Annotated in this window: 20 protein-coding genes and 1 tRNA gene; 5 read left to right on the top strand and 16 right to left on the bottom strand. The window is 70.9% G+C overall.

Translation table 11 applies throughout. From position 1 onward, the window contains the following. Nucleotides 1–137 precede the first annotated feature (137 nt). Together cbiQ and ABZX90_RS14810 are read right to left on the bottom strand one after the other, a co-directional pair. A complete protein-coding gene (cbiQ, locus tag ABZX90_RS14815; RefSeq protein WP_351132078.1) occupies nucleotides 138–899 on the bottom strand; it encodes a cobalt ECF transporter T component CbiQ in 762 nt (253 codons plus the stop codon). Nucleotide 900: 1 nt separating this feature from the next. Beyond that, nucleotides 901–1950 (bottom strand): energy-coupling factor ABC transporter permease, encoded by a 1050-nt coding sequence (locus tag ABZX90_RS14810; RefSeq protein ID WP_355204890.1) that lies wholly within the window; start codon nucleotides 1948–1950, stop codon nucleotides 901–903. 331 nt (nucleotides 1951–2281) lie between these two features. Here ABZX90_RS14810 and ABZX90_RS14805 point away from each other — a divergent pair, with 331 nt between their 5' ends. Continuing rightward, on the top strand, nucleotides 2282–2638 hold the full coding sequence (locus tag ABZX90_RS14805; RefSeq protein ID WP_355204887.1) for an SsgA family sporulation/cell division regulator: 357 nt from the start codon (nucleotides 2282–2284) through the stop codon (nucleotides 2636–2638). Nucleotides 2639–2714: 76 nt separating this feature from the next. Here the strand turns inward: ABZX90_RS14805 and ABZX90_RS14800 are convergent, their stop codons facing one another. Beyond that, nucleotides 2715–4931 (bottom strand): MMPL family transporter, encoded by a 2217-nt coding sequence (locus ABZX90_RS14800; RefSeq protein WP_351132084.1) that lies wholly within the window; start codon nucleotides 4929–4931, stop codon nucleotides 2715–2717. Between the two features lie 148 nt (nucleotides 4932–5079). Continuing rightward, nucleotides 5080–5670 (bottom strand): TetR/AcrR family transcriptional regulator, encoded by a 591-nt coding sequence (locus ABZX90_RS14795; protein ID WP_351132086.1) that lies wholly within the window; start codon nucleotides 5668–5670, stop codon nucleotides 5080–5082. A 346-nt stretch (nucleotides 5671–6016) separates the two neighbouring features. On the opposite strand from ABZX90_RS14795, the gene ABZX90_RS14790 reads away from it, so the two are divergent. Next, the gene (locus ABZX90_RS14790) at nucleotides 6017–9460 is read left to right on the top strand and encodes a S41 family peptidase (RefSeq protein WP_351132088.1); all 3444 of its coding nucleotides are present in this window, start codon (nucleotides 6017–6019) and stop codon (nucleotides 9458–9460) included. A gap of 180 nt (nucleotides 9461–9640) precedes the next feature. Here the strand turns inward: ABZX90_RS14790 and ABZX90_RS14785 are convergent, their stop codons facing one another. The 4 genes from ABZX90_RS14785 to ABZX90_RS14770 all read right to left on the bottom strand — a co-directional run bounded on the left by ABZX90_RS14785 (nucleotide 9641) and on the right by ABZX90_RS14770 (nucleotide 13406). Continuing rightward, entirely contained in the window at nucleotides 9641–9832 is a 192-nt protein-coding gene (locus ABZX90_RS14785; protein ID WP_355204882.1) for a hypothetical protein, read from the bottom strand. A gap of 177 nt (nucleotides 9833–10009) precedes the next feature. After that, nucleotides 10010–10894 (bottom strand): SDR family oxidoreductase, encoded by an 885-nt coding sequence (locus tag ABZX90_RS14780; protein WP_355204880.1) that lies wholly within the window; start codon nucleotides 10892–10894, stop codon nucleotides 10010–10012. Continuing rightward, nucleotides 10891–11853 (bottom strand): alpha/beta hydrolase, encoded by a 963-nt coding sequence (locus tag ABZX90_RS14775; protein WP_355204877.1) that lies wholly within the window; start codon nucleotides 11851–11853, stop codon nucleotides 10891–10893. The genes ABZX90_RS14780 and ABZX90_RS14775 overlap by 4 nt, the downstream gene beginning before the upstream one ends. Further along, the gene (locus tag ABZX90_RS14770) at nucleotides 11850–13406 is read right to left on the bottom strand and encodes an NAD(P)/FAD-dependent oxidoreductase (RefSeq protein WP_355204874.1); all 1557 of its coding nucleotides are present in this window, start codon (nucleotides 13404–13406) and stop codon (nucleotides 11850–11852) included. Before ABZX90_RS14770 ends, ABZX90_RS14775 begins: the two co-directional genes overlap by 4 nt. Before the next feature lie 305 nt (nucleotides 13407–13711). On the opposite strand from ABZX90_RS14770, the gene ABZX90_RS14765 reads away from it, so the two are divergent. Further along, complete coding sequence (locus ABZX90_RS14765; protein WP_351132098.1) at nucleotides 13712–14338, top strand: MerR family transcriptional regulator; 627 nt, start codon at nucleotides 13712–13714, stop codon at nucleotides 14336–14338. Between the two features lie 98 nt (nucleotides 14339–14436). Here ABZX90_RS14765 and ABZX90_RS14760 read toward each other — a convergent pair whose 3' ends face one another. After that, nucleotides 14437–15240 carry an exodeoxyribonuclease III gene (locus ABZX90_RS14760; RefSeq protein WP_355204871.1) on the bottom strand — a complete coding sequence of 268 codons (804 nt, stop codon included), beginning with the start codon at nucleotides 15238–15240 and terminating at the stop codon, nucleotides 14437–14439. 101 nt (nucleotides 15241–15341) lie between these two features. On the opposite strand from ABZX90_RS14760, the gene ABZX90_RS14755 reads away from it, so the two are divergent. Further along, nucleotides 15342–15818, top strand: a complete 477-nt coding sequence (locus ABZX90_RS14755; protein ID WP_355204868.1) for a GNAT family N-acetyltransferase — start codon at nucleotides 15342–15344, stop codon at nucleotides 15816–15818. Between the two features lie 62 nt (nucleotides 15819–15880). Continuing rightward, nucleotides 15881–16420, top strand: coding sequence for a hypothetical protein (locus ABZX90_RS14750; RefSeq protein ID WP_355204865.1), 540 nt, complete (start codon nucleotides 15881–15883; stop codon nucleotides 16418–16420). Nucleotides 16421–16468: 48 nt separating this feature from the next. On the opposite strand, the gene ABZX90_RS14745 is transcribed toward ABZX90_RS14750, so the two are convergent. The 7 genes from ABZX90_RS14745 to glp form a co-directional block, all read right to left on the bottom strand. Next, a complete protein-coding gene (locus ABZX90_RS14745; RefSeq protein ID WP_351132106.1) occupies nucleotides 16469–17035 on the bottom strand; it encodes a hypothetical protein in 567 nt (188 codons plus the stop codon). Nucleotides 17036–17170: 135 nt separating this feature from the next. Beyond that, nucleotides 17171–17244 (bottom strand) — tRNA-Ala (locus ABZX90_RS14740). A gap of 97 nt (nucleotides 17245–17341) precedes the next feature. Further along, nucleotides 17342–18703 carry a gephyrin-like molybdotransferase receptor GlpR gene (gene glpR / locus ABZX90_RS14735; RefSeq protein WP_355204862.1) on the bottom strand — a complete coding sequence of 454 codons (1362 nt, stop codon included), beginning with the start codon at nucleotides 18701–18703 and terminating at the stop codon, nucleotides 17342–17344. A 173-nt stretch (nucleotides 18704–18876) separates the two neighbouring features. Beyond that, nucleotides 18877–19536, bottom strand: a complete 660-nt coding sequence (locus tag ABZX90_RS14730) for a GNAT family protein (RefSeq protein ID WP_355204859.1) — start codon at nucleotides 19534–19536, stop codon at nucleotides 18877–18879. Nucleotides 19537–19562: 26 nt separating this feature from the next. Further along, a complete protein-coding gene (locus ABZX90_RS14725; RefSeq protein WP_355204856.1) occupies nucleotides 19563–20102 on the bottom strand; it encodes a MogA/MoaB family molybdenum cofactor biosynthesis protein in 540 nt (179 codons plus the stop codon). After that, nucleotides 20099–20611 carry a cyclic pyranopterin monophosphate synthase MoaC gene (gene moaC, locus ABZX90_RS14720; RefSeq protein ID WP_351132112.1) on the bottom strand — a complete coding sequence of 171 codons (513 nt, stop codon included), beginning with the start codon at nucleotides 20609–20611 and terminating at the stop codon, nucleotides 20099–20101. The genes ABZX90_RS14725 and moaC overlap by 4 nt, the downstream gene beginning before the upstream one ends. 163 nt (nucleotides 20612–20774) lie before the next feature. Next, entirely contained in the window at nucleotides 20775–22097 is a 1323-nt protein-coding gene (gene glp / locus ABZX90_RS14715; protein WP_351132114.1) for a gephyrin-like molybdotransferase Glp, read from the bottom strand. Nucleotides 22098–22099 lie beyond the last annotated feature (2 nt).

The following is a 22099-nucleotide window of genomic DNA, read 5'->3' as shown; positions in this document are numbered from 1 at the left end:
AGCCGTCTCCTCGGTCACTCCGGCAGCCGTCTCCCCGGTCATCCCCTCAGGCATCCCCTCTGTCGTCCCCTCAGTCCTCCCACCAGCCGTCTTCGCAGCCGTCTCCACGGCCGTCTCCCCAGGCGTCCCAGCAGACATCACAGCGTCCATCCCAACAGGCATACGGCAAGGGCGGCGAACGGAAGGGCGAGGGCGTACGACCACTGCGCCCGGGACGCGGTCACCTCGTCGATGACGGGCATGGAACCGGCGTATCCCCGGCTCACCATGGCGAGATGTACGCGCTCCCCGCGTTCGTAGGAGCGGATGAACAGCGCGCCCGCCGACTTCGCGAGCACCCCCCAGTGCCGCACTCCGCTCGCCTCGAAGCCGCGCGACTCCCGCGCGATCCGCATGCGCCGCATCTCGTCCGTGATGACATCGCCGTAGCGGATCATGAAGGACGCGATCTGCACGAGGAGCGGCGGGAGCTTCAGCCGTTGCAGACCGAGGAGCAGTTCCCGCAGTTCGGTGGTGGAGGCGAGGAGGACGGAGGCGGCGACGCCGAGAGTGCCCTTGGCGAGGACGTTCCAGGCGCCCCACAGACCGTTGACGCTCAGGGAGAGTCCGAGCACGTCCACCCGCTCGCCCTCCGCCACGAACGGCATGAGCACCGCGAACGCGACGAACGGGATCTCGATCAGCAGCCGCTTCAGAAGGAAGCCCGCCGGTACGCGGGCCTGTCGGGCGACCACCGCGAGCAGGACGGCGTACAGCGCGAACGCCCACATCGCCTCGCGCGGGGTGGAGACGACCACGACCACGAAGCCGAAGGCGGCGGCGAGTTTGGTGTGCGGCGGCAGGGCGTGCACCGGCGAATGCCCATGCCGGTACAACCGATGCGCGTGACCCGCCCCCACGTCAGACGCCTTCCGGCACGGCAGTGGGCGAGGTGTCGGGCGTACGACGTCTGCGGACCGCCCAGAAGACGCCGGTGCCCGCGACGACGGTGACACCGACGCCGATCACTCCCGCGATCCCCCCGGAGAGACGGCCGTCGGAGACGTCCTTGACCCCGTATCCGGCGAGCGGCGAGTCCTCCGTGGCGTGCTTCCCGGTCCGCGCGTCGATGCCCTCGTCCTTCGCGACCTTCTCCAGGCCGTCGGGGCTGGCGGAGGCGTAGAAGCTGACGAATCCGGCGAGGACGAGGGAGGTGACCAGGCCGGTGATCCACACCTTGCGGTGCGAGGAGCGGGCCGCGACGGGGGCGGCGGCCAGGGGTGCGTCGACGAGCTCGCCGTGCACCCGCAGCTTGAGCCGCTGCTGGAGACCGCGGGCGCCGTACACGAGATCGGGTCGTACGGCGATCACGGCGCCGACGGTGAGCGCGGTGATCGTGGCCTCTCCGATGCCGATGAGGACGTGGACGCCGATCATGGCCGTGGCGACCTTGGAGATCGCCACGTCGGTGGTGCCGCCGATCGCGTAGATGAAGGTGAAGGCGAGGGCGGCGGCGGGGACGGACAGCAGCGCTGCGACGAAGGACGCGACGGTGACCGAACGCCGCTTGCGGGGCAGCACCTTCACCAGGCCGCGGAAGAGGGCGTACGAGACGACGGTGGTGACGATCGCCATGTCGGTGATGTTCACGCCGAGCGCGGTGAGGCCGCCGTCCGCGAAGAGGATGCCCTGCATGAGCAGGACGACGGAGACGCAGAGGACACCTGTGTAGGGGCCGACGAGTATCGCGGCCAGGGCACCGCCGAGCAGATGTCCGCTGGTCCCGGCGGCGACCGGGAAGTTCAGCATCTGCACGGCGAAGATGAAGGCGGCGACCAGGCCGGCGAGCGGGGCGGTCCGCTCGTCGAGTTCACGGCGGGCGCCACGCAGGCTCACGGCGATGGCGCCGGCGGCGACCACGCCTGTGACGGCGGAGACCGGGGCATTGATGAATCCGTCAGGCACATGCACCGTTCGATGATAGTGCCTTGTTGCGAACGACTTGCAAGAGCGATGGGCCTATCAATAGCCCACGGCGGACGCGACCGCGTAAGCGGGTTCGCGGCCTGCGCGGCAGACACACGGCAGGCACACGGCAGGCGCGGCAACGGACTTGGCCGCGTGAACGGCCCGGGGCGGGTGTGACCGGCGCCGCAGACATGCACCGGCCGTGGTCGGGCAGGCGTGTGTCACGGGGGTGCTCACAGGACGACCGGAGAGCGGTTTCCGTGAGATGTGCGACATTGGAATGGTGACGGATTCACAGATTCCGCACATGTAACGCAGCGTAAGGAGTCGGTTCATGCACGCCGTCGAACAATACGCACGCGCTCATATAGTGACCGACACCGCCGACTCCGCCGACGACGAACACCGGGCCGTCCCGGTGGCCCTCCGGTACGACCCGGAGGCCGACCCCCGCCAGGTGCACATCACGCTGCCCGGCCCCCACGAGTGGGTCTTCGAACGCGAACTCCTGGAACAGGGCCTGCGCGTCCCCGTCAGCAGCGGTGACGTCCGCATCTGGCCGTGCGGCCGGGTCCAGGCCGTCCTGGAGTTCCACTCGGCGCACGGGGTGGCGGTCGTGCAGCTCGACACGAAGGCGCTCATGCGCTTTCTGCGCCGTACGTACACGGCCGCCACCCCGGTGGCTCACTGACTGTTCGCCGGCGCCCCGCCGAAGGACCGGCGAGGTCTCAGCGATGCCGCACTGAGGCCTCGTCCGGTCCGGGAGTTCAGACGCGGGCCAGTTTCCGGTCGTCGTCCCCTTCACGCCGCTTCTCGTCGAGCGCGCGCAGACCCTCGCCCTCGACATCCACGTTCGGCAGCGCGCGGTCCAGCCACTTCGGCAGCCACCAGGCCTTCTTGCCCAGCAGCGCGAGCACCGCCGGGACGAGCGCCATCCGCACGACGAACGCGTCGAAGAAGACGGCGATGGCGAGGCCGAAGCCGATCATCTTGATCATCGACTCGCTGGAGCCGATGAACCCGGAGAAGACGGCGATCATGATGACCGCGGCCGCCGTGACGACCCGTGCGCCGTGCTTGAACCCGGTCACGATCGCCTGGCCGGGCTTCTCCCCGTGGACGTAGGCCTCCCGCATGCGCGTCACGAGGAACACCTCGTAGTCCATGGCCAGACCGAAGACGACACCCACCATGAAGATCGGCATCATCGACATGATCGGGCCGGTCTCCTCGACGCCCATCAGGCCGGACAGCCAGCCCCACTGGAAGACCGCGACGACCGCGCCGAGTGCCGCCATCACGCTCAGCAGGAAGCCGAGAGCCGCCTTCAGCGGGACGAGGATCGAGCGGAACACCACGATCAGCAGCAGGAACGCGAGGCCGACCACGAGCGCGAGATAGGGGATCAGCGCGTCGTTGAGCTTCTGCGAGAAGTCGATGTTCATGGCCGTGGAGCCGGTGACGAGCACCGTCGAGTCCGTCTCGGCCTTGATCTCGCCACCCGTGTCACGGATGGAGTGAACCAGGTCCTCGGTCGTGACGGAGGACGGCTTGGAGTCGGGGATCACCGTGATCATCGCGGTGTCACCCGCCTTGTTGTACGTCGCCGGGCTCACCGAGACGACGCTCTTGAGGTCCTTCACCTCGTCGGCGACCCGGGTGACCGCACCCTTCGGGTCGTCGCTCGCCTTGGCGTCGACGACGACCATCAGCGGGCCGTTGAAGCCGGGCCCGAAGCCGTCGGAGAGCAGGTCGTAGGCGCGGCGCTGCGTGGTGGACGTCGGCTGCGAACCGTCGTCGGGCAGGCCCAGTTCGAGCGAGGCCGCCGGGATCGCGGCCGCGCCGAGGCCGACCACGCCGAGCAGCAGCACGGCGAGCGGGCGGCGGACGACGAAACTCGCCCAACGGGTGCCCATGTTGGGCTTGCCCGCCTTCTTGGCGGCACGGCCGCCACCCAGCAGCCTGCTCTTCTTGCCGGCCGGCTGGACCCTGCGGCCCGCGTATCCGAGGAGCGCGGGGATCATCGTCAGCGCGATGAGGACGGCGATCGCGACCGTGCCGGCCGCCGCGACGCCCATCTTCGTCAGCATCGGGATGTTGACGACCGACAGACCGACCAGAGCGATCACGACGGTCAGCCCCGCGAAGACCACCGCCGAGCCCGCCGTGCCGACGGCCCGTCCGGCCGCTTCCTCGCGTTCGCGGCCCTCGGCCAGCTCGGCCCGGTAGCGGGAGACGATGAACAGGGCGTAGTCGATGCCGACCGCGAGGCCGATCATCATCGCGAGGGTGGAGGTGGTGGATCCGAGGTCGAGCGCGCTGGCGAGCGCCGTGATCGTCGAGACGCCGATGCCGACGCCGATCAGCGCGGTCAGCAGCGGCAGCCCGGCCGCGATCAGGGAACCGAAGGTGATGACGAGGACGACCGCGGCGATCGCGATGCCGATGACCTCGCTGGAGCCGGTCTCGGGCGTCGCCTGGAGCGCGTCACCGCCCACTTCGACGGTCAGTCCGGAGTGCCGCGCGTCCTGCGCGGCCGCCTTCAGGGCGTCCTTCGAGGCATCCTTCAGCTCCATGCCGGAGACCTTGTACTTCACCGAGGCGTACGCGACCGACCCGTCCTTGCTCACGGCGTGGGCCTTGAACGGATCGGCGACGGAGGTGACCTCGGAGCCGGTGCCGAGCACCTCGACGGCCTTCTCGACCGTCGCCTTGTTGTCCTTGTCCGCCATCTTCTCGCCGGCGGGCGCCTTGAAGACGACCCGCGCGGTCGCTCCGTCGGCGCTCATACCGGGGAAGCGGTTCTCCAGCAGGTCGAAGGCCTTCTGCGCCTCGGTGCCGGGGATCGAGAAGGAGGACGATCCGGCGACGGGCGCGGAGGCGGCGCCGACACCCGCGAGCGTCAGGAGCGCCACCCATATCAGGGCGGCGAAGTGCCGTCGCCGGAAGGCGAGTCGGCCGAGTTTGTAGAGGAACGTGGCCACGAAGGCGTACTCCCGGTCAGGTCGTGGGATGGCAGGGGCTGGTGTGATCACCCGAGTGGGGGCAGGGGGGATCAGCCCGACGACGTGAGCGGCGCGTCAGGTGCGACTGCAGGGACTTTCAGGGGTGAAGAGGTGAAGGGGTGGGGATTCAGGCGCCGAGAGCGGGGAGGACCACGGCGTCGATGTACGAATGCAGGAAGGCCTGGGTCGGCGGGAGTTCGTCGATCATGGTGCGAGCCGCGAAGGCACCGATCAGCATGTGCATCACGTACTCCCTCGCCGGATTGTCCGCACGGATCTCACCGCGGTCGATCCCGCGCTGGAGCACCCGCCGCAGCTCTTCCATCTCCGGCTCGATCAGCCATTCCCGGAACGCCTTCAGCAGATCCGGATTCCCGTGTGCCGCCATGGCCAGGCCCCGCATCAGCGCGGAGTCCTGCTCCATCTGGCAGTCGTCCTGCCGGAGGGCGAGTGCCAGGAAGTCGCCCCGCAGGCTCCCGGTGTCCACGTCGGAGAACTTCAGCGGCTTCTGATGCCGCAGCGCTTTCACGACGAGCTCGGCCTTGCCGCCCCACTGGCGGTAGAGGGTGGCCTTGCTGGAACGGGTGCGGGTGGCGACGGCGTCCATGGTGAGGGCGTCGTAGCCGACTTCCCGAAGCAGGTCGAGCACGGCCGTGTACAGCTCGGCCTCACGCTCGGGCGTGATCCGACTGCGACGCACCGTTGCGGCTTCAGCCATCCCACTCACCTGTCCTGCTTCGAACGACACGGATTCGTATGCCTCTGAAGATACCCCCGGACAGCAACGAAACGAAACCGTTTCGTACGTGTGCTGGGTCACGCCGATGCGCGGGGCGGGGGTGTGAGGTGGCGGGGCGGTGCGGTGGCGGGGCGGGGCGGTGCGGTGGCGGGGCGCGGGCAGGGAGGTGGCCCGGCGGTGGGACGGCAGGGCCGAGGTGGCGGGGCGCCCGGAGCTTTGAACACGCCCCCTGCGCACCTCCCGCAGCCCGGCCGCGCCCACATCCCGGAACGCGCCCCCGGTCCCACAAGTTGCCGGGGCCCGTCCAGCGGAAAAGCATGGGGAGGTGAGCGACGAGTACGAGAACGCGACCACGGACGAGAACTCCCCCGGCTATCTGCGCTTCCCGCATCTGAGTGGCGACCGGCTGTGCTTCGTCACCGAGGACGACCTGTGGGTGGCCCCGCTCGACGGCCGGGGGCGTGCCTGGCGGCTCACCGTCGACCGCACCAAGGTCGGCCACCCCCGCTTCTCCCCCGACGGCCGGCACATCGCGTACACGAGCTGGCACAGCTTCGTCCCGGAGATCCGTCTGGCGCCGGTCGACGGCGGCCCGGGCCGACGGCTCACCTACTGGGGCAGCGCCGACACCCAGGTGTGCGGCTGGTCCCCCGACGGCGACATCCTCGCCGTCGCCTCGCACGGCCAGCCCTTCTCGTACTTCACCTGGGCCTACTGCGTCCCCACCGACGGCGACCCCGGCCGCAAGCTGCCCTGGGGCCCGGTCTCGGACATCGGCGTCGCCGACATCGACGGCGAGCGGAAGACCCTGCTGCTCACCGGCACCCCACCGCACGAACCGGCCGCCTGGAAGCGCTACCGGGGCGGGGCCATGGGCCGCATCTGGCTGCACGGCCGGCAACTCGTCGCCGACCTCGAAGGCCACCTCGCCTGCCCGATGTTCGTCGACGGGCGGATCGCGTTCCTCTCCGACCACGAGGGCATCGGGAACCTCTACTCGTGCGCGTACGACGGCTCCGACCTGCGCCGGCACACCGACCACGACGCCTTCTACGCCCGGCACGCCGCGTCGGACGGCACCCGGGTCGTCTACCAGTGCGCGGGCGATCTGTGGATCGTCGACAACCTGTCCCCGGAGTCGGTGCCGCGCCGTCTCGACGTCCGCCTGGGCGGTCCGCGCGCGGGACAGCGCACGTACCAGGTGCCGGCCGCCCAGCACGTGGACAGCATCTCCGTGGACGAGACGGGCCGGGCCAGCGCCGTCGTCGTACGCGGCAGCCTGCACTGGCTCACCCACCGCGACGGCCCCGCGCGCACCATCGCGGACACCCCGGGCGTACGGGTCCGGCTCCCGGAGATGCTCGGCTCGGGCGGCCAGGTCGCCTATGTCACCGACGCGGAGGGCGAGGACGCCGTCGAGATCGCCTATCTGCCGCGCGCGACCGGTGACCGCCCGCCGCGCCGCCTCGCCTCCGGCCGACTGGGCCGCGTACAGGAACTGGTGTCGGACCCGCAGGGCGAGCGTCTCGCCATCGCCTCGAACGACGGGCGCCTGCTCCTCCTCGACGCCACGGAGGACTCCGGTGAACCGGGCGAGTCCGGTGCGTTCGACGAGTCCGGTGACTCCGGCGAGTCCAGCGACCCCGGTGACTCCGGCGAGCCTGGTGAATCCGGGGAAACCGGCGAATCCGGGGTGCCCGCCGCCTCCGGTGAGCGCGCTGCCTCTGGTGACGCGTCCCGCGCGGAGTCCGGGGCAGGCGGGGTCACCGAGCTCATCCGCTCCATCAACGGCCCGGTGACGGACCTCGCCTTCTCCCCCGACGGCGCCTGGCTGACGTGGTCGCATCCCGGGATCGGACGCTCCCTGCGGCAGATCAAGATGGCGCGCATAAAGGACCGCCTGATCGTCGACGTCACCAACGGCCGCTTCGAGGACGAGAATCCGGTGTTCACGCGGGACGGCCGCTATCTGGCCTTCCTGTCCTGGCGCGGCTTCGACCCGGTCTACGACGTGCACACCGGGGACCTGTCCTTCCCGCTCGGCTGCCGTCCCTACCTCGTCCCGCTGTCCTCCGCCACCCCCTCCCCCTTCGCGCTGAACCCCGACGGGCGACCGGTCGCCGGGGGCCTCGACCCGGTCGAGGAGGAGCCCGGCGACAGCAACGCGGCGACCGTCGAACTCGAAGGCCTGGAGAGCCGGGTGACGCCCTTCCCGGTCACCGCCTCCAAGTACTCGGCGCTGCGCCCGGTCTCGGGCGGCGGCCTGGTCTGGCTGCGCTGGCCGATCTCCGGCGCACTGGGCGAGACGTTCGCCAACCCGGACGACACGACCGGCCGTCCGACCCTGGAGTTCTTCAACATCACCAAGGCGAAGAAGTCCGAACTCGTCGACCACCTGGACTGGTTCGCGGTGAGCGGCGACGGCTCCCGGCTGGTCGTCGTCGACGAGGGCGACCTGCGCGCCGTCCCCTCCACCGAGTCGGGCGACAGCGACTCGACCGTCTGGATCGACCTGCGCCGCATCCTGCACGAGGTGGACCCGCGCGCCGAATGGCGCCAGGCGTACGCGGAGGCCGGCCGCATCATCCGCGCCTACTACTGGGACCCGAACATGTGCGGCATCGACTGGGACGGGGTCCTGGAGCAGTACCGCCCCCTGGTCGAACGGGTCGCCTCCCCGGACGAGTTCGCGGACCTGCTGCGCGAGGTCCTCGGCGAGCTGGGCACCTCGCACGCGTACGTCACCGCCGCGCGCCGCAACGAGGGCCCGCCCCACTACCAGCGCTGGCAGGGCCTCCTGGGTGCCAACTTCGTCTGCCGCGACGGCAGTTGGATGGTCAAGCGGATTCTGCCCGGCGACTCGTCCGACTCCAAGGCACGCTCACCGCTGGCGGGCACCGGTATCCGCGAGGGCGCGGTCCTGACCCATGTCGACGGGCGCCCGGTGGACCCGGTCACCGGCCCGTATCCCCTGCTCGCGGGCGCGGGCGGTACGACGGTGGAACTGACCTTCACCCCGGCGGAGGGCGAGGGCCGCTCGCGCCGGGTGGCGGTGGTCCCGCTGATCGACGAACGACCCCTGCGCTACCAGGACTGGGTGGCCAAACGCCGCCAGGTCGTAAGGGAGTTGAGCGGCGGCCACTGCGGCTACCTGCACATCCCCGACATGGGCGGCTCGGGCTGGGCCCAGTTCAACCGCGACCTGCGCATGGAGGTCTCACGCCCGGCGCTCATCGTCGACGTACGGGGCAACGCGGGCGGCCACATCAGCGAACTGGTCGTCGAGAAGCTGACCCGCACGATTCTCGGCTGGGACCTCACCCGTGACGCCCAGCCGGTGTCGTACGCCTCCAACGCCCCGCGCGGCCCGGTGGTGGCGCTGGCCGACGAGGCGACGTCGTCCGACGGCGACATGATCACCGCCGCCTTCAAACTGCTGAAGCTGGGCCCGGTCGTGGGGCAGCGCACCTGGGGCGGCGTCGTCGGCATGACCGGCCGCCACCGCCTCGGCGACGGCACGGTCATCACGGTGCCGATGAACGCCGCCTGGTTCGACGCGTACGGCTGGTCCGTCGAAAACCACGGTGTCGCCCCCGACTTGGAGATCCTGCGCACCCCGCTCGACTGGGCGGAGGGCCGGCACGCCCAGTTGGACGACGCCATCCAGCTCTCCCTGGACCTGCTCCGCACCCATCCCGCGGCATCCCCGCCGGACCACTCGAACGTGCCGGACAGAACACGACCGAAGCTCCCCCCGAGAACGGGCTGAACGTGAACCGGCCGACCGCCCCCGAGGACACGCGAGTACACCCGGGAACAGGCTGACTGCGGCGTAACGGGCTGACTCCGGCCTCCGGCGAACGGTGCCCGCGGCCCCACGGACGGCAAACACGAGAGTGGGGTGCCCTCTTGGGAGAGGGCACCCCACTCAGGCCGAGCCGGCGAACGATCAGGCGTCGTAGTCCTGGTCGAAGCGGTCCTGGGCCTCCCGCTGCGCGCGGTCCGCGTCCGGCATCGTGCGGTCACGCCCCATCGGGGAACGCTCGCTCGCCTTGTCCCGCGGTTCGCCCGTCTTCTTCTGCTTCTTGGCCTGCTGCTTAAGCTGCTCGGCCTTGTCCTTGAACTGGTGCTGCATGCTCATGCGATTCACTCCCGTAGTGGGTGAGGGATTCGGGCCTCGACCCCCTTGTTCGTTCAGGGGGTTCGGGCCTCGACCAGACTTACACGCAGGGACAGAGCACGCATTTCGATCAGTCACTCACCGTGAAACACCCCGGTGAGACACCCGGTGAGACGCCCGGTGAGACACCCGGGCGGCTCACGGAGCCGGCGATGTCCGCTCCTGCTCGTCGGCCTCCCCGCCGGCCCCGACCAGCCCCGTCCGCACGGTGCCGAGGCGCGGTTCGAACCGCCGCATCTCGCGCTGTCCGACCGCCCCGATGACCCCGGGCAGATACCCCCGGATCCCCTGCATCCCGCGCAGCCACCACTGCGCGTACACATGGCTGGAGCGGCGCTCGATCCCGGCCACGATCCGGTCGACGGCGGGCCCCAGCGGATACGTCTTGTTGGACGGCCACGGCAGCCGCTGCCGCAGTTCCCGCATCACCTCGTCCTGGTCGGCGCCCCGCACCATGTCGGTGTCGGTCCACGACAGGTACCCGACGCCCACCCGCACGCCCTTGTGGCCCACCTCGGCGCGCAGGCTGTGCGCGTACGCCTCCACACCGGACTTGGAGGCGCAGTACGCCGTCATCATCGGCGCGGGAGTGATCGCGGCCAGCGACGCGATCTGCAGCAGGTACCCCCGGCTCTCCATCAGCACCGGCAGGAACGCCCGCGCGGTCACCGCCGATCCGATCAGGTTCACCTCGATCACCCGCCGCCAGGCGACGGGGTCGGAGTCCATGAAGGGCCCCCCGCTCGCGACACCGGCGTTCGCGACGACGATGTCCACTTTCCCGAACCGCTGCTTGACCTCCTGGGCGACCCGCGCCATCGCCTCGTGGTCGGTGACGTCGGCGTACCAGTGGTCGCTCTCGCTGTGCAGCCGCTCCGAGACCCGCTTCAGCGCGTCCGCCTCGAGTCCGACCAGCGCGATCTTCGCCCCGCGCGCGGAGAGTTTGCGCGCGAGGAGCTCGCCGACACCGCGCGCCGCCCCCGTCACGACCGCGACCTGTCCTTCCAGGCTCACCCTGCTCATGCGCCCTCCTTGATCTCTGCGCCCGCGGCGCCCTCTACGGCCGTCGGCGTCCCGGCGGTCCGCGTGTACGTGGAGACGAGTTCCCTGATCCGGGCGGTCACCAGTTCCGGCGCCTCCACCGGAGTCATGTGCCCGAGCCCCGGCAGTTCGGTGCTGCCGACACAGTTCGGCAGCGCCGCCACCAGCGCACGCGCGTGCACGACCGGTGTCAACCGGTCCACCGTGCCCGCGATCACCGCCGTCGGCACCCGCAACTCCCGGACGCCGTGCTCGAGATCGAGGGTGGCGAGGACGGCCGACCAGGCGTGGCGCACCCCGCGCGGACAGGCGTGCACGATCCGCGCGCACGCCTCCACCATGACGGGTGACGAACCAGGGCCCATGGTCGCGTACTTGAGGATCCGCTTGGCGACCGGCGTGACGGGCCCGAGCGGCGCGCGCGATCCGAGCACGGCCTGGGTGACACGCGTGCGGAGCCGTCCGGCGCGCAACGGCAGCACCCGCGCCTCCGCGACCAGCCGTGTGCTCCCCGTGCTGCACAGCAGCGCCGCCGCCGCGTGCTCCCTGAACCGCGGCCGCGCCGAGGCCGCCATCAGCGTCATGCCGCCCATCGAGTGCCCCACCAGCACGGCCTTCTCGCCCGGCGCGAGAGTGGCCGCGAGCACCGCCTCCAGGTCGTCGGCGAGCGCTTCCGTGCTGCACGCCTCACTCGCGGGGCTCCGCCCGTGCCCGCGCTGGTCGTAGGCGATGACCCGGTGGTCGGCGGCGAGGTCGCGGATCTGGGCGGCCCAGAAGGCGGTCGAGCAGGTCCAGCCGTGCGCGAGGACGACGGCCGGCGCGTCCTCGCGGCCGTGCACCTCGACGTGCAGTGCCGCGCCGTCGGCGGAGTGCGCGATCAGTTCCCGTTCCGGAGCGGGAGGCGCGTACGCCCCGTGCGCCACATGCGTCAGTCGGCTCACGCTCCTGCCTCCACCTTCTTCTTGCGGGTGCTCTTCGTGCGCGGTTCGGGCGCGGCTCCGGGCAGGTCGCCGGGTGCCGGATCCGGGGCGCGCAGCACGTCGTACTCCGCCAGGTCGACACGGCGTGTGGCGCCCCGGAACTCGGTCGTCGTACCGGGCCATACGGTCGTGTTGACGCCGTTGGCGTCGAGGTACCAGCTCGTGCAGCCGCCGGTGTTCCACACCGTGCGCTTCATGCGCTCCTGCACGCGGTCGTTCCAGGCGTCCACGGCGGCGGGCCGCGCGTCGAGCGCCGCACGTCCACCGAGGACGTCCAACTGCCGTACGAAGTCGGCCATGTAGTTCAGCTGGGACTCGATCATCAGGATCATCGACGAGTTCCCGAGCCCGGTGTTGGGCCCGATGATCGTCATCCAGTTGGGGAAGCCGGCCGCGGTGGCGCCCCGCAGCGACTTCATGCCGCCCTTCCACGCCTGCGCGAGCGTCCTGCCGTCCGCTCCGACGACCCGGTCGGCGATCGGCATGTCGGTGACATGGAAGCCGGTCCCGAAGACGATCGCGTCGACCTCGGCCCGGGTGCCGTCCGCGGCGATGAGCGTGGAGCCGTCGATCTCGGCGAGCCCGGAGGCCACGAGGTCCACATTGGGCCGGGTGAGCGCCGGGTAGTAGGCGTTCGAGAGCAGGATGCGCTTGCAGCCGATCCGGTAGTCGGGCGTGAGCTTCTTCCGCAGCGCCGGGTCCTTCACGGCGCGGGAGATGTTCCGCTTGGCCAGCCGCTCGACCAGGCCCAGTTCGTCGGGCCGCTTGGTGAACGCCTGCACCTGGAGTTCCCGGATGCCCCACAGGAGCCCCCGCCTGGCCTGTGTCGTGAACGGCAACTGCCGGTGCAGCCACCGCTCGACACCGCTGATGGCCCGGTCGACCCGTGGCATCACCCACGGCGGGGTGCGCTGGAACAGGGTCAGCCGGGCGACGTCCGGCTGGATCGCCGGCACGATCTGAATGGCCGAGGCCCCGGTGCCGACCATGGCGACCCGCTTGCCCTTCAGGTCGTAGTCGTGGTCCCAGCGGGCCGAGTGGAACACCTTTCCGGTGAAGGTGTCGATCCCCGGGATCTGCGGGATCTTGGGATCGGAGAGCGGCCCGGTGGCGGACACCACGACGTCCGCCGTCAGGAATCCGCTGCTCGTCTCGATCCCCCAGCGCAGCTTCTCCGCGTCCCAGGTCATCATCGTGACCTCGGAGTCGAACCGCAGATGCGGCCGCAGCCGGAAGACGTCCGCCACGTGCTCCAGGTAGGCGCGGATGTGCTCCTGCCCGGAGAAGGTGCGCGGCCATTCGGGGTTGGGCGCGAACGAGAACGAGTACAGGTGCGACGGGACGTCACAGGCGCACCCGGGATAGCTGTTGTCGCGCCAGGTGCCGCCCACGCTGCCGGCCCGCTCCAGGACGACGAAGTCGGTGATGCCTTCGCGGCGCAGCCGCACAGCGGCCCCCAGCCCGCCGAACCCGGACCCGATCACCGCCACCCGTACATGCTCGTGCTCGGTCATCCCGACGCCTCCCTGGTCCGCGCGACTCTGCCAGTGAACACTGGCACAATCGGGAGAGTAGAGCAGCTTCGTACTGATGGGTAGGGGTCGCGAGCGGGAAAGTTACCGGGGGTACGACGTAGGGTGCGCAGGTGGCCGAGGGATCAGGAAAGCGCGGCGCGGGGGCGCGAGCACGGGGCGCGGAGACGCGAGAGACCGGCACGCGCCGGCCGGACGCGCGGACGCGCGGAACCCGGGAGCCCGACCCGGGCCCCCGCACGAGCGCGCCATCGCCCCCAGAGGACCCCGGCAGGCACGAATACCGCATGGAGGAGCTGGCCGAGAAGGCCGGCATCACCGTGCGCACCCTGCGCTTCTACCGGGAGCGCAAGCTCATACCGCCGCCCCGGCGGGAGGGCCGCATCGCCTGGTACGACGACACCCATCTGGCACGCCTGCGCACCATCTCGGCGCTGCTGGAACGCGGTCACACCCTCAACGGCATCGCCGAACTGGCCGAGGCCTTCGACCACGGCCGTGACGTGGGCGAACTGCTCGGTCTGGGCGAGCCCACCGAGGAGACCCCGGTCCGCCTCTCCCCCGAGGAACTGGCCGACGTCTTCGCGGGCCAGGCGACCCCGGAGAACCTCGCCGCGGCGCTCGACCTCGGCTATCTCGGCACGGACGGCGGCGAGATCGTGCACATCAGCCGCCGTCTGCTCGACGTCTCGGCCGCCCTGGTCCGCGAGGGCATACCGCTCGCTGACGTCCTGACGGCGGCCCGGCGCGTACGCGAACACACCGACGCCCTCGCCGAACTCTTCACCACCCTGGTCCTCACCGAGGACCGCACCTCCGAGGACCTCCAACGCCTGCGCCCCCTCGCGAAGAGCGTGGTGGAGGCGGAACTGTCGATGGCCCTGGACCGACGGTTGCGGGATCACCCGGCCTAGGGCCGGCCTAGGGCGCGTCCGTGACGGGCTGTCCGTGAGGGGCTGTCCGTGACGGGCTGCCACGGAGACCGCCCGTCACCGCGACCGGACCGCGTCGCTCAGAGGTCGTAGACGACCGTGACCGGCGCGTGGTCGGACCAGCGCTCCTCGTGCGTCGCCGCGCGCTCCACGAATCCCTTGACCGCCTTGCCCGCGAGCCCCGGCGTGGTGACCTGAAGGTCGATCCTCCACCCTGAATCGTTGTCGAAGGCCCGCCCCCGGTACGACCACCACGAGTACGGGCCCTCGGCGTCCGGGTGCAGGGCGCGCACGACGTCGACGTATCCGCCGTCGTCCGCGTCGAGGACCCGCCCCAGCCACTCCCGCTCCTCGGGCAGGAAGCCGGAGTTCTTCCGGTTGGCGCGCCAGTTCTTGAGGTCGGCCTCCTGGTGAGCGATGTTCCAGTCGCCGCAGACGACGACCTCACGCCCGTCGGCGGCGGCCCGCTCCCTGAGCTCCTTCAGGTACGCGAGGAACTCCCCCATGAAGCGGACCTTCTGGTCCTGCCGCTCGGTCCCGACCTCACCCGAGGGCAGGTAGAGGCTCGCGACGGTGACACCGGGCAGGTCCGCCTCGACGTACCGCCCGGAGGAGTCGAACTCCTCGGACCCGAAGCCGACGCGGACACGGTCGGGCTCGCGGCGTGTGTAAAGGGACACACCCGCGCGGCCCTTGGCGGCGGCGGGGGCGTGCACGACGTGCCACCCCTCGGGCGCCCGCACCTCCTCGGAGAGCTGGCCCGGCTCGGCCCGCACCTCCTGGAGGCACAACACGTCCGCGGAGGTCTCCGCGAGCCACTCCACGAAGCCCTTCTTCGCGGCGGCCCGGAGCCCGTTCACATTCACAGAGGTCACAGTCAGCACTCGGGCACGATACTTAACCGGTACCGCAGACCCGAACTCGATCATCCGAGCAGGACGCTCCCTGATGATCCCACCCGACGCATAGATGTACGGTATTTCGCATGCATATTCGCCCGGTCCCCTTCGACCACCCCGACGCCGTGAAGCTCAACGACCAGGTTCAGGCCGAGTACGCCGAGCGCTACGGCGACGACGGCGACGCCACTCACCTGGACGCGCGGATGTTCGCCCCGCCGCTCGGCCTGTACCTGATCGCGTACGACGAGCGGGACCGCCCGGTGGCCACGGGCGGCTGGCGCACCCAGGACGAGAACGACGAGGGCTACACGGACGGCGACGCGGAGCTCAAGCGCATGTACGTGATCCCCGAGGCCCGCGGTCTCGGCCTCGCCCGGCGCGTCCTGGCCGCGCTGGAGGACGACGCCCGCGCGGCCGGCCGCGTCCGCATGGTGCTGGAGACCGGCGCCAAGCAGCCCGAGGCGGTCGCCCTCTACACGTCGAGCGGCTACGAGCTGTGCGTCAAATTCGGCTACTACCGCTTCCACGAACTGAGCCTCTGCTACGCCAAAGCCCTCTAGCCATCGGAGCGGTGTCCACCCGACGACACCCCGACAGACCGAGCCCGCCTGGAGGCGACCCGATGTCTACGAACCGACCTTTCCGGAGCGTACGACTGAGAGCGAGCGCGACCGCGGGAGGACTGGCCGCCGCACTGGCCCTGGTCGGCTGCACCGGCGCCCAGGGCAGCTCCGAGCGGCCCGCCCCCGAGCCGTCGTCCGCTCGGGCCTCCGCGTCGGCTTCCTCGCCCGGGGAATCGCAATCGCCTGCCTCCGACCGCTCCGAGGACCTGCCGCCCGGTGAGTCCGTCACCAAGGCTCCGGCCATACCTGACAGCACGGTCGTCACGAAGGTCGCGAACGCCCACGGCAACGCGGAGATCGACGTGCCCGGCGGAATCGGGCCCGGACCCCTGTCGATCGCCGTGAACTGCCGGGGCCGGGGAACGCTGAACGTCTCGGTGGAACCGACCGGGTTGAGCTTCCCGCTCACCTGCGCCGCCGGAAAGGTCAGCGGCGTCCTCAACCGACTGGATCTCGGGCACGGCCACGACCGCGACCACGCGACGGTGACCGTGACGGCCCCGTCCGGCATTCGCTGGGCACTCGCCGTCGGGCACTGACCGGAGGAACCGCCGGCACGTTGTCCACCGACGGGAGTGGCCCCTGCTTCAACGCCCGCGGTCGGGCAGTCCGCGTCGGCGCCCCAGCAGCCTCGCCTGCTCGCCCTTCAGGCAGGTGAACCGGTCGCGGGTGTAGTCCCTCAGCTCCCGGCCGGGAAACGGTATGAGTGACAGGTGTTCTTCGTAACTGCCCTCGGCCCACTGCGCGGCGGTGATCTCGTAGCCGGCGACATGCGCGCAGAGCTGGAGGAGAGCCGGGGGCATCTCCTCCTCGATGAGGAGATCGGCCTTGGTGACCACCACGTCGCGCATGGCCTGAATGTTGGGGATGAAGACGGTGGTGGCCCAGGTGCGCCACCGGGCGAGTTCCTGCTCGGTGGGAGGTATGTCGTGGTGGAAGGGATCGCGGCCGTCGGGCCGGGCGTACATCTCGGAGAACGTGTCGTAGACGCGGCTGTTGGCTTCCATCAGCGCGAACAGAGGACCGTAGAAGTCACTCAGCTGGAGGTTGACCCGCGTCAGGCGGGCCTGCCGCTGCGTCAGGCGCAGTCCGTTGAGATAGGTCGCCAGGTAGCCGATGAACGCCAGCCCCACGGTCAAGATCACTGTGGCCATGTGAGGTGATGGTAGGCCGCTCCGATCGGTTCACCGACCGTTGCTCCGCTTCTCCTCGTACGCCGCTGTACTTCGCTGCCGTACGACGCCAAAGAGCCCCAGCCGAATCTCTCCGACTGGGGCTCTGAGCTGCGGTGGACCTGTGGGGATTTGAACCCCAGACCCCCTCGATGCGAACGAGGTGCGCTACCAGACTGCGCCACAGGCCCTTGCAACGAGTGAAACTCTAGCATCCCGATCGAGGTGCTCGGAAATCCGTTACGGGCTGGTCAGCCCGGCCCTGGCGAGCACCTGTCGGCACACCTGTCACTCGTTGGCCGCGCGCGGCCGTTCCCCGTCGTCGTACTGGTCGAACAACGGCGTGCGACCTCGCTCGCGGGCCCGCCGCGCGGATGCCGCGCGCCGCGCGTCACTGCGGCTGTCGTCCCCGCCGTCCACGTCGTCGGAGCCGTCGGTGCTGTCGGAGTCCTCGGCGAGGCCTTCGGGAACCGGCTCCGCCTCGGGCGCGCTCGGCTCGACCGCGCTGGAGCGCGCGGAGCTCCACGCGTCCGGCGCCCCCAGGTCGACACTGGACGTCGCCCGGGGCGCGACCGGTGCGGTCACATAGGTCGGCAGCGGAACCGGCACCGGGTCCCAGCTGTCCCCCTGGCCCGGGCCGCGCTGACGCTCGCGCTGCTGGTCGACCCACTCGGCGTGGTCGGTCTGCTCGACGAGGGCGCGACGGTCGGCCGCGAGCGCCGAGAGGCCGGGATCGGTGTCGGACCCTGGGCCCTCCTCCGGTTCGTCCGCGCCGTGGTCGACGGCCGCCCGTCGGCGGGGCTGCCGCTCCCGGAGCCGCTGGGCCGCGAGCTCGGCGCGGCGCCGGTCCATGGTGTAGGTGAAGCGCCGGCGCTCCTGGGTGCGCAGATGCACGATGTACGAGCTCAGCAGCACGGCGGGCACACCGGGTGCCCACAGGAGGGCGAGCCCGCCCACCGCGGCCACGATCGCCCCGAGGGTGAAGCCGAGGAACAGCAGGACCGTCGTACGCCGACGGCGTGCGAGGACCTTCGTACGCCGGGCACGCGCCGCAGCCTCCTCCGAGGGCACCCGGCGTGCGCCCGGAGCGCGCCCCACCGTGGACGGCGCGGCCTGCTGGGGCGCGGACTTGGCCGAGGGTCTCGGCGTGGAAGGTCCGGGCTGCTGCGGTACGGACCGGGCGGCACCCGAGGTGTCGTACGTGCCGCTCTCCCTGCCGGCCGCCCGCGCGCCCGGCTTCTGCTCCGCCTGGACCGGCTCCGGCACCTGAACCCGTTCCTGGACCCGCTCCTGAACGCGCTCCTGAACCCGTTCCTGAACCCGTTCCTGGACCCGCTCCTGCACATGCGGACGGTGCTGGGCCGCCGCCTGGGGCCGGGTCGGAGGTACGGCGAAGGCCCGGACGTCCACCGAATCGGTGACGCCGTCCGGGTCGGCGCTGGGCTCCCCCTCCTCGGCGGAGCGCGCGCGCAGGTCCTTGGCGTATCGACGCTCCATGCCCGCCCGTCCGGACAGCAGCCGGATGGCGGTGCTGAAGCGTTCCGTCGGACGGGCTTCGTTCAGCTCGTCCTGCCTACGGAGCCACATCGGCACCAAGTAGGCGGCCCAGGCCCCGACGATGACTGCGTAGATGAGGCCGCTGCTGCTCACGCCTCACACGGTAGAGGGGTTTCCGTGAGGCCATCTGCCAATTGAGCCGGTGTGTCGCACGATCCGGCTGATATTTCGAGCTTTTTTTGTGACCGATGCGATCAGCAGGCCACCGGGAGAGCGAATTTAATGCCCGGAGGCGATCGCCCGCCGATCATTTTCGAACACCTATTTCATTTCCAGGCGTTGCCCGGCTTGCTCGGGTTCTGCGATCCGGACTGCTCCGATCCCACCTGCTCCGACCGGTTCTGTGCCGAGCGTGACCGGCGCCAGCGCGCGAGCAGCCCTTCGGGCACTTCCTCCGCGGTGAGCGCGAAGACGAGATGGTCCCGCCAGGCACCGTCGATGTGGAGATAGCGTGGGCGAAGCCCTTCCTCGCGGAATCCGAGTTTCTCCACGACCCTGCGGCTCGGCCCGTTCTCGGGGCGAATACAGACTTCGATGCGATGCAGTCCGACGGTGCGGAAGCAGTGGTCGCTCACCAGCGCCACGGCCGTCGGCATCACTCCGCGACCCGCCACCGACTGGTCCACCCAGTAGCCGACGTGCCCGGAGCACATCGAGCCCCAGGTGATCCCGGCCACGGTCAACTGGCCGACCAGCCGACCCTGGTACTCGATCACGAAGGGCAGCATCCGGCCCGCGTTGGCCTCGGCACGCAGGTGCCGGACCATCTGCCGGTACGTCGGCCGGTGCGCGATCGGGCCGCTCGGGGTGGGAGGCGGGATGGTCGCCTCCCAGGGGCGCAGCCAGTCACGGTTGCGCCGGTTCACCTCACGCCAGGCACGCTGGTCGCGCAGCCTTATCGGCCGGAGGACGACATCGCCGTCCACCAGCTCGACCGGCCAGGATGGGCTGTTCAGCTCACACCCCCACTGCCGCTGGGTCTGACGTGGTCGCCGCCGCGGATCTGGTCGACGGCGTGGATCAGAAGGGGCTCCAGAACGGCCAGGCCGTCCTTCACCCCGCCGGCGGAGCCCGGCAGGTTGACGATCAGCGTCCCTGCGGCGACTCCGGCGAGCCCCCGCGAGAGGGCCGCCGTCGGCACCTTGTCCCTGCCGAACGCCCTGATGGCCTCCGGAATGCCCGGGACCTCGTGGTCGAGCACCCGCAGGGTCGCTTCGGGGGTGCGGTCGGTGGGCGAGATCCCCGTGCCACCGGTGGTGACGATGACGTCGTAGCCCGCCTCGACTCCGGCGCGCAGCGCCGCCTCGACGGGGTCTCCGTCGGGAACGACCTCCGGTCCGTCGACCGCGAAGCCGAAGGTCGCGAGCCCCTCGGCGATCAGGGGCCCGCCCCTGTCCTCGTACACCCCGGCGGCGGCGCGGTTGGAGGCGGTGACCACCAGGGCGCTGTAGGGCGCCGAGAGCGCCCCGCCGGTGACGGTGTCGCCGCTCATGTCCGGCTCCAGTCGCCCGACTTGCCGCCCGTCTTCTCTTCCACCCGTACGTCCGTGATGACCGCCCCCTTGTCGACAGCCTTGACCATGTCGATCACGGTGAGGGCCGCCACACTGACCGCGGTGAGGGCTTCCATCTCGACTCCCGTGCGGTCGGTCGTCTTCACGGTGGCGAGGATCTCGACGGCGTCGTCCGCGACCGACAGTTCAATCTTGACACCCGACACCGACAACGGGTGGCACAGCGGGATCAGGTCCGGTGTGCGCTTGGCTCCCATGATCCCCGCGATGCGCGCGGTGGCGAGGGCGTCACCCTTGGGGACTCCCTCGCCGCGCAGCAGTTCGACGACACGCGGCGAGACCAGGACACGGCCGCTCGCGCGCGCGGTGCGGGCGGTCACGTCCTTGCCGGACACGTCGACCATGCGGGCGGCGCCGACCTCGTCGATGTGCGTCAGTCGGTCCTGCACAGGGGGTCCGGAGGTCTCCCCCCGGGACGGAACAGTCATGTGCGTGGGCGCTCCCGGTCAGGGCCCGTCGCGGTGCGGCGCGTGGGCCTGGTGTGCGCGACACGTTACCGCCCGCCCGTCCACCGCTACGCCCCCGCGAGCAGCTGTGCGCCCCGGTCGTGACCGGGGCGCCCGGCGGTGGGTGCTCTCCCCGCCCGGCCGCTCAGCCGAGCAGCACCACCTCGACCTCGGCGCCGGGCGCGACCGTGGTGTCGTCCTCGGGGACGACGATCAGCGCGTCGGCGTGCGCGAGGGCCGCGACCAGGTGGGATCCGGCGCCGCCGACGGGCGTCACGGCGCCGTCCGCGTAGGTCCCCCGCAAGAACTGCCGACGGCCCTTGGGCGAGGTCAGCGCCTTGTCCGTGGAGAGCTTCGCCCTGGTCGTGGGCCGGTGGACGTCCTTCAGTCCCATCAGGGTGCGGATCGCGGGGCGCACGAACAGTTCGAAGGAGACGTACGACGACACCGGGTTGCCCGGGAGGGCGAGCAGCGGGGTGTGGTCGGGGCCGATGGAGCCGAAGCCCTGGGGCTTGCCGGGCTGCATGGCGAGCTTGCGGAAGTCGATGCCGCTGCCCGCCTCGTCCTCGTCGGCGACCGACGACAGCGCTTCCTTGACGACGTCGTAGGCGCCGACGCTCACTCCGCCGGTCGTGACCAGCAGGTCCGCGCGCACGAGCTGGTCCTCGATGGTCGAGCGCAGCGTCTCGGCGTCGTCCGCGACGGCGCCGACCCGGTAGGCGATGGCTCCCGCGTCGCGGGCGGCCGCGCACAGGGCGAAGCTGTTGGAGTCGTAGATCTGGCCGGTGGCCAACTCCTCGTCGGGCTGGACGAGTTCGGTGCCGGTGGAGAGGACGACCACGCGCGGGCGTGGGCGCACCCGCACCGTGCCGCGGCCGATCGCGGCGAGCAGGCCGATCTGCGGCGGGCCGAGGACGGTGCCCGCTTCGAGGGCGCGGTCGCCCGCCTTCACGTCGCTGCCTTTCGCGCGGACGTGCGCGCGTGCCTCGGCCTCGCGGTGGACGTGCACCTGTCCGTAGGAGCCCTCGGGGGACGCGCTGTGCGCGCGCATCCCGGAGACCGGGCCCTCGCCGAGGCCTCCGTCCGTCCACTCGACGGGAACGACGGCTTCGGCGCCGGGCGGCAGCGGGGCGCCGGTCATGATGCGGGCGGCCTGGCCGGGGCCCACGTAGGGCTGCTCGGCCTGGCCCGCCGCGACATCGCCGACGACCGTCAGGACCGCCGGGTACTCCTCGCTCGCGCCCGCGACATCCGCGACCCGCACCGCGTACCCGTCCATCGAGCTGTTGTCGAACGGTGGCAGGGAGACCGGCACCGTGACGTCCTCGACCAGGACGCAGCCCTGGGCGTCGAGGAGTTGCAGTTCGATGGGTTCGAGGGGGCGGACGGTCGTGAGGATGTCCTCCAGGTGGTCGTCCACCGACCAGACGTGGTCCTGGCCGGTGGTGCGGGTCGCGGCGCTGCTCAAAG

It is taken from the genome of Streptomyces sp. NPDC002935 (assembly GCF_040611295.1).
Classification (GTDB): domain Bacteria; phylum Actinomycetota; class Actinomycetes; order Streptomycetales; family Streptomycetaceae; genus Streptomyces.
This window is presented reverse-complemented; position numbering and strand designations above follow the sequence as displayed.

Coding starts and splice junctions, on each gene's coding strand:
- ABZX90_RS14770 (WP_355204874.1), bottom strand. CDS start 13,406: ATGACCGAGCACGAGCATGTACGGGTGGCGGTGATCGGGTCCGGGTTC.
- moaC (WP_351132112.1), bottom strand. CDS start 20,611: ATGACTGTTCCGTCCCGGGGGGAGACCTCCGGACCCCCTGTGCAGGAC.
- ABZX90_RS14780 (WP_355204880.1), bottom strand. CDS start 10,894: ATGAGCAGGGTGAGCCTGGAAGGACAGGTCGCGGTCGTGACGGGGGCG.
- ABZX90_RS14725 (WP_355204856.1), bottom strand. CDS start 20,102: ATGAGCGGCGACACCGTCACCGGCGGGGCGCTCTCGGCGCCCTACAGC.
- ABZX90_RS14755 (WP_355204868.1), top strand. CDS start 15,342: ATGCATATTCGCCCGGTCCCCTTCGACCACCCCGACGCCGTGAAGCTC.
- ABZX90_RS14785 (WP_355204882.1), bottom strand. CDS start 9,832: ATGAGCATGCAGCACCAGTTCAAGGACAAGGCCGAGCAGCTTAAGCAG.
- ABZX90_RS14795 (WP_351132086.1), bottom strand. CDS start 5,670: ATGGCTGAAGCCGCAACGGTGCGTCGCAGTCGGATCACGCCCGAGCGT.
- ABZX90_RS14750 (WP_355204865.1), top strand. CDS start 15,881: ATGTCTACGAACCGACCTTTCCGGAGCGTACGACTGAGAGCGAGCGCG.
- ABZX90_RS14765 (WP_351132098.1), top strand. CDS start 13,712: ATGGAGGAGCTGGCCGAGAAGGCCGGCATCACCGTGCGCACCCTGCGC.
- ABZX90_RS14745 (WP_351132106.1), bottom strand. CDS start 17,035: ATGGCCACAGTGATCTTGACCGTGGGGCTGGCGTTCATCGGCTACCTG.
- ABZX90_RS14805 (WP_355204887.1), top strand. CDS start 2,282: ATGCACGCCGTCGAACAATACGCACGCGCTCATATAGTGACCGACACC.